General features: G+C 47.6%; 1 protein-coding gene. It reads left to right on the top strand.

What is annotated here, in order from left to right; genetic code table 11:
• The coding region (locus R7040_RS28740; protein ID WP_263856832.1) for a DNA topoisomerase at nt 1-465 on the top strand (465 nt) is incomplete at its 5' end.
• Nucleotides 466-565 lie beyond the last annotated feature (100 nt).

Below are 565 nucleotides of genomic sequence, written 5' to 3'. Positions count from 1 at the left end.
CTGCTGCAAGCGATGACGGGAATTGCTCGTTATGTTGCCGATAAAGAGTTGAAAAAAATTCTGCGCGACACAGATGGATTAGGTACGGAAGCGACTCGTGCGGGTATTTTGGATACGCTCTTTAAGCGTCAGTTATTGACAAGGCAAGGTAAATCCATACTCAGCTCGCAAGCTGGACGAGGGTTAATCAACGCATTACCACAAGATGCGACGTATCCTGATATGACCGCCCATTGGGAGCACCAACTTCAGGGGATGGCAGAAAGAAATCAAGCTTATCAACCTTTCATGCAGGCACTTGAACAGCGTATTGATGGGTTGATGAGCCAAGTAAAATCAGGGCCTATACCGGATTCTCTGCGCCACTTACCTAAAGTCGAACGTCCGGCGTTCAAGCGTAAAAAGCGAAGCTACCCAAAGAGTGGGGCATCGAAAGCGGGAGCCTCAAAGCGAAAGAGCTCTTAAACAAAAGCGGCGTATGATAGCGCCGCTTTTGCTTGTTGTTTGTGGTGGTGTTACTCAAACAGATCTCCGTGATTTTGAATGGCACCTCTTACATCATCTT

It is taken from the genome of Vibrio sp. 1069 (genome assembly GCF_033340555.1).
Note: the sequence above shows the minus strand (reverse complement) of the source record. Positions and strands in the feature narration are given on the sequence as shown.